General features: G+C 36.4%; 6 protein-coding genes. 2 read left to right on the top strand and 4 right to left on the bottom strand.

Translation table 11 applies throughout. The features are described from left to right. Positions 1–213 precede the first annotated feature (213 nt). The 4 genes from ACIQ7T_RS18730 to ACIQ7T_RS18715 form a co-directional block, all read right to left on the bottom strand. Positions 214–1,056 (bottom strand): DegV family protein, encoded by an 843-nt coding sequence (locus ACIQ7T_RS18730; protein ID WP_402872413.1) that lies wholly within the window; start codon positions 1,054–1,056, stop codon positions 214–216. Between the two features lie 487 nt (positions 1,057–1,543). After that, positions 1,544–2,107: a nuclear transport factor 2 family protein gene (locus ACIQ7T_RS18725; protein WP_402872410.1), complete on the bottom strand. Its 564-nt coding sequence runs from the start codon at positions 2,105–2,107 to the stop codon at positions 1,544–1,546. A gap of 256 nt (positions 2,108–2,363) precedes the next feature. Then, the gene (locus ACIQ7T_RS18720; RefSeq protein WP_132360514.1) at positions 2,364–3,038 is read right to left on the bottom strand and encodes a response regulator; all 675 of its coding nucleotides are present in this window, start codon (positions 3,036–3,038) and stop codon (positions 2,364–2,366) included. Between the two features lie 35 nt (positions 3,039–3,073). Then, entirely contained in the window at positions 3,074–4,222 is a 1,149-nt protein-coding gene (locus tag ACIQ7T_RS18715; RefSeq protein WP_402872407.1) for a sensor histidine kinase, read from the bottom strand. Between the two features lie 156 nt (positions 4,223–4,378). Here ACIQ7T_RS18715 and ACIQ7T_RS18710 point away from each other — a divergent pair, with 156 nt between their 5' ends. Both ACIQ7T_RS18710 and ACIQ7T_RS18705 read left to right on the top strand, forming a co-directional pair. Beyond that, positions 4,379–5,014 (top strand): YigZ family protein, encoded by a 636-nt coding sequence (locus ACIQ7T_RS18710; protein ID WP_370078365.1) that lies wholly within the window; start codon positions 4,379–4,381, stop codon positions 5,012–5,014. 146 nt (positions 5,015–5,160) lie between these two features. Continuing rightward, positions 5,161–6,216 carry an LCP family protein gene (locus ACIQ7T_RS18705; protein WP_402872403.1) on the top strand — a complete coding sequence of 352 codons (1,056 nt, stop codon included), beginning with the start codon at positions 5,161–5,163 and terminating at the stop codon, positions 6,214–6,216. The last annotated feature ends 146 nt before the right edge of the window (positions 6,217–6,362 follow it).

The following is a 6,362-nucleotide window of genomic DNA, read 5'->3' as shown; positions in this document are numbered from 1 at the left end:
CGATTCTCTTACTTTTATCAGCGATGTTCACAGGTTTATCGGCGATTCTCTTACTTTTATCAGCGATGTTCACAGGTTTATCGGCATTCTCTTACTTTTATCAGCGATGTTGAAGAATTACAGGCGACCCCCCGCTTCACCCGACAAAACGCTATGCCCAAAAATAAAAAAACAGCCTCTACAAATTAGCTGTAGAGACTGTCTTACTTAATATTATTTTTTTGTCCAGCCTAGCCCCATTGCGCCTTCACCTAAGTGCGTGCCAATGACGGGACCGAAATAGCTTAATTTAAAGTTCACGCTCGGGTAGGTTGCTGCTAGTTGTGCTAGCCATTCTTCTGCTTCAGCCTGGCAATTGCCGTGGATCACGACAGCATCCAGTGCTTCATACTTTTGAACATCTTCAGCTAGTAGCTCCTCCGCACGCTTTAATGCTTTTTTACGCGTACGAATTTTTTCAAAAGGTACAATAACCTTGTCCACAAAATGCAGTACTGGCTTTACTTGTAATAAGCCGCCAATTAATGCCGCTGCTGAAGACAAACGTCCCCCACGTTGTAAGTGCCCTAAGTCGTCTACAATGAAGTAAGCACGAATTGTCTGCTTCATGTCCGCTAATGTTGCGAGAATTTCTTTTGCTGAAAAGTCCTGAGCCGCCATTTCAGCTGCTCGTAGAACGTAAAAACCCTGTACCGCACAGGATATTTCACTATCAAAAGCGTACATATCAATGCCTTCCACCATCTCGCCTGCTTGAATTGCACCTTGATATGTTCCACTGATTCCACTTGATAAATGAATTGATATTACTTCATCATACTCTTTTGCCAGCTCTTCAAAGAGAGAGGCAAATTCTCCAATTGGGGGCTGCGTTGTTTTTGGGAATTCTTTTGCCCCGCGTACTTTATCATAAAATTCAGATGCTGTGATATCTACTTCTTCTGCAAATAGTTGCCCTGAGATATTTACACTTAACGGAATCATATGAATGTTTAAGCGTTCTCGTTCCTCAGCCGGAATATATGCAGTACTATCTGTTACGATTGCTGTCCTCATCCATGTCCACTCTCCTATTCTAAATAGTTTACATGCAATTGCGCCTCGGCGCAATTGTTGCTGTCGCTTCGCTTTCGCACAGATAAAAAATTGTTGCTGTCGCTTTGCTTTTGTTACAGATAAAAAGAAATGAATGTGAAATGAATTACGACGTTACGTAATCTCGTCTAAATGTCGAATAGAAGTAAGTACACTCCCCTTTTTCAACTTTCTAGACATCTGCTAAATTGTTAAACTTAGCTTCCATTTCACATTCATTTTCTATGTATACGGATTTATCTTCATTCAATTAATCCTTCTATTAAGTAAATAAAGGCTCATCACTATAACTTGGGGTTGATTTCCGTTCCAGCTAGGCAAGTCCATTGGGTCGTTGGGCGTGATGCTTTTGCCTTCGTTCCTCTATCTAGCTCGCTCTTGACGCTAATCTCAGAAAATCACCCAACCTCAACTCTTAGTGATGAGCCTGAATGAAGATATCCTCATTTTATTTGCCAGTAGTTGATTTCGTTTCATCTCCAGTATAGAAGACGCTAGTGACCTTCCAGAGTCCATCTTCTTTGACGAATACTGTCACTTGTTGTCCGGCACTTTCATGCTTTATATTTGTTGTAGTTTGTACTAAATGCGATGTTATATTTGAATAGACCTGTGCTTCATTTTCGCTATATTTTATAATCGTAGTATCTTTAGCATCTCGTTTAACGTCTGACTGTTTAAATACTTCTTTAATGTAGTTCTTTTCTCCCTCATAATTGAAACCTTTTGGATTCTTTGAGAGTGTTTGCATATAACGATCAATTTCTTTTGAATTGAGAGCCGCAATATATTCATTAAAGGCTGCTAATATCGCTTTGTTTTCTTCAGCAGGGATATTCTCTGCCTTTGTTATGTTCCCACCATTCTTTTCAAACCCGACGGTTCCATCATCAATGATTTTTTGTCTTTCTTCTGCACTCATTTCATCATCTTTTTTATTACCACAGGCAGTTAACACTAATGTAGTTAACATTAATAGGGTAAAAACTGCTAGAAAACTTTTCTTTAACATCAAAAAACCTCCCGCGCATATTGTAGCATATAAATCCCGTTGTAGGAATTTTGTTGTGCATTTTCAACATTTAGGTGTTACGCCTTCCTTATGACGCCCATGGTTTTAAAATGTTGCACTATTACTATGTATAAATTGTTACACCTTTTTATATGACATTTGGCTATTGTGGGTTACTTTCACTAAAAAAACTGCTTTAAAAACTACTAAATAAGATAGTAGCCTTTAAAAACAGCTTTAATTTCAATATATGCTATTAACGTACTTCAACCCAGCCATTTTTAATGGCTGTAACAACAGCTTGTGTACGGTCGTTTACATTCATTTTTTGTAAAATGCTTGAAACGTGGTTTTTAACTGTTTTTTCAGAAATGAACAGTGTCTCACCAATTGTACGGTTAGATTGTCCATCTGTTAGTAATTGTAATACTTCACATTCACGTTTTGTTAGTAAATGGAATGGGCGACGAATTTCTGTTTGATGGAAGTTACCTTTATTTTCATGCTCAGAAAGACGACGGAATTCCGCTACTAAATTTTTAGTTACTTTTGGATGTAGGTAAGATCCACCATTCGCAACTACTTTAATGGCTTCAACAATTTCGTCTGCATCCATCTCTTTTAGCATATAGCCAAGTGATCCAGATTTTAGCGCGTGTGTTACGTACGTTTCATCATCATGAATGGATAACATAATAACCTTCGCATCTGGGAATTCACTAATTAATTCTGCCGTTGCCTCTACTCCATTTTTCCCCGGCATATTAATATCCATTAGTACAACATCTGGTTGATTTTCAGCATATAAAGAAACCACATCTGTACCATCGTCACCTTCTGCTACTACGTCAAATGTATCTTCAAAATCTAAAATACGTTTTACTCCTTCGCGGAATAGCTGGTGATCGTCTACAATAATAATCTTCGTCATTTGTCTTTACCCCCTAAAATTCTCCAACAATCGTTTTACTCTACTTCTAACGGAATTTTAAATAAAACCGTCGTACCTCGATTTATCTCACTTGTAATTGAGATTGTCCCATCCAAAATTTCGATACGTTCTTTCATACCTAAAATCCCAAAGGAATGGTCTTTAACCTTCTGTGGATTGAAACCTATACCATCGTCCTTTACAACGATATTTACGGAATTTTTCAACCACTCCAGTTTTACCCAAATATCTTTACATTTCCCGTGTTTCATGGCATTTGTAACACATTCTTGCACTAACCGGAAAATAGATACTTCATAATTTGATGGTATACGCTTTTCGGTGCTTCTCGATTGGAAATGAACTTCAACACCAGGATTATATTCAGTCACTGTCGATAAGTATTTTTTTAATGTCGGAACAATTCCCAAATCATCAAGTGCCATTGGTCTTAAATCATAGATTATACGTCGCACCTCTGATAATGCATTACGCACCGTTTTCTTTAAATCAGCAATTTCAGCCAAAGCATATTCAATGCCCTTTTCACGATACGTTCTGTCTATTAAATTAGTGCGCATTAGTACATTTGCCAGCATTTGAGCAGGTCCATCATGAATTTCTCTAGATAGACGTTTGCGCTCCTCTTCTTGTGCTGCAATAATTCGTATACCAAAATCTTGTTTCATTTTTGCTTGTTCAAGTGCTAAACCAACATTTTTTAAATCTGAAGTTAAGTAATTCAAAACGACATTTACCTGATTGACAATATGATCTGCACGTTCAATCGTATCGAGTAACGCTCTTAATCTTCTCTCTAAATCATCTCTTTTATCACGTAGTTGCTTTTCTTGTGTTCTAATAACGGAGAGTTTCACTTGAAAATCATGTGCAGTTTCATATGCTTCTCTAACTTGTTCTTCGGTATAATTATCAAAAGCTTTACTTACTAACACAAGTCTTTGCTTAGCGAGCTGTGTACTTTTTTCTAAAGCATCGCCTTCATCAATAACAATTGAAACTTGTTTTCGAACAATTTCTAGCTCTATTTTCATATCTTCGAAATTTCTTCGGCTTTGTTCGCTTATAATAAAGATATCATCTTTTGAGCTCATGATTGTTTCTAACATTCGATTAAATATGTCATCAAGCGACTTTAAATCGAAGGTATCATTTGAAAACATAGTATACTCCCCAGTCTAATGTCTTATGATTACTTACTATTTCAATAGACCAATTACATAGTCTACACCTATTATAGCATTCTCATGTTAAAATTTAATGCTTTTTCTTTATGAAAATTATAGAATAGAACTCTACTTTAAAGGAGATTGATACTGATGAGAGAAAACTATTTAACTGTAAAAGGATACGGAGAAAGTGAAATTGTTATTTCAAAATCTCGCTTCCTTACTTATATAGAACGTGCAGAAACGGAAGAGGATGCAATTTCTTTTATTGAACGCATAAAAAAATTGCATCATAATGCTACACATAATTGTTCAGCCTATATTATTGGAGAGCATGATCATATTCAAAAAGCAAACGATGACGGGGAACCTAGTGGCACAGCTGGCGTCCCTATGTTAGAAGTCCTAAAAAAACAAGGGTTAAAAGATACGGTCGTTGTCGTCACACGCTACTTTGGTGGCATTAAGCTTGGCGGTGGCGGTCTTATTCGAGCGTATGGAAAAGCGACAACAGAAGGATTACTTGCTGCCCAAGTAGTTGAACGCAAGCTTCACCATTTTATGAACATTTCCATTGATTACACTTGGCTAGGTAAAGTAGAAAATGAAATTCGAGGTTCCTCATATACTTTAGAAGAAATTCGCTATTTAGAAGGCGTCGAAATTATTGTATCCGTATTAAAAGAGGAAGAAGAACAATTCCAAAACTGGGTAACAGAAATGACAAACGGACAAGCAAATATTGCTTTTGAGAATGCTCAATTTATTGAATTTGTTGTGAAATAAATAGTTTTAATTGTCGAATGCTAAATATCCATAGTATAATTTTAATATTGAGCTATTTTATCTTTTACACATATTCTAAGATTACTTGAATAAGTTTAGTTTAATCGCTTTATTATTCCCAAAATTCAGAGGAGAATATATTAAAAATGAAAAATAGAATTAAAAGCAAAAAGAGGCCTTCCAAAGCTTCCATAATTATAAAAGTTTCCCTTCTTCTTGTTGCTAGTTTACTAATTTGCGCAACTGCTTATGGTGTATATATTACGAAGCAAGTAAAGCATGCAGCTGACTCAGCACATGAAGAATTAAAAGGTCGAGACATTTCTGCACTTCGTAATGAGAAGGTTGAACCAGTACACGATAACGTTTCAATCCTATTTGTCGGTGTTGATGACAGTGAAGATCGCGGGCAAGGCTCTGAGAACTCACGTTCAGACGCCCTTATTCTAGCAACATTAAATAATAAAACAAAAACAATTAAAATGTTGAGTATCCCTCGAGATTCTTATGTATATATTCCTTCAATGGGACGTAATGATAAAATTACTCATGCACATGCTCATGGTGGAACAATTTCAACAATTGATACAGTAGAAAAACTATTAGATGTGCCAATTGACTACTATGTACGTATGAACTTTAATGCGTTTATTGACGTTGTTGATGCATTAGGTGGAATTGAAGCTGATGTACCGTACAAGTTACACGAAAAAGATGAATTCGATCGCAATGCCATCAACTTAGAGCCTGGTTTACAGCATTTAAACGGAAGTCAGGCACTTGCACTCGCAAGAACACGTAAGCAAGACAATGATATTGAACGTGGCAAACGTCAACAAGAGATTTTAACAGCGATCATCAATAAAGTTTCTTCGGTAGAATCCATTACAAAATACGATGATGTCATTAGAGCACTTGGTGATAACATGAAGACAAATATGACATTTAGCGAAATGAAGTCATTCCTATCTTATTTATCACAAGGGATGCCACGTATCGATTCTTTAACATTAGATGGTACAGATGATATGTCTACTGGTATTTACTACTACCAATTAAATCAAGAAACGGTTGATGAAGTATCACAAACGCTAAAAAACCATCTTGACACAAATAAAGCATCTAGTAGCTTAACGAATAAAAATACTGATAAAGATAACGCTGCTGGCGAAGATTCAGCAGATAAAGATAGCACTCAGTAACTATAAAAGCCTTTCCACTTTAAATTGTGGAAAGGCTTTTTGTTTGGCATGATTTCGTGATGTTTGCTTAACGTGGAAATTATAGATTGGAGCACTTATTGACCTGAGTTTTGCTCTATGTTACTCGAGCAGTTCTGAGGTCTACT

The sequence above is a fragment of the Lysinibacillus sp. NPDC096212 genome, from assembly GCF_044763105.1.
In the GTDB taxonomy this organism is placed as follows: Bacteria; Bacillota; Bacilli; order Bacillales_A; family Planococcaceae; genus Lysinibacillus.
This window is presented reverse-complemented; position numbering and strand designations above follow the sequence as displayed.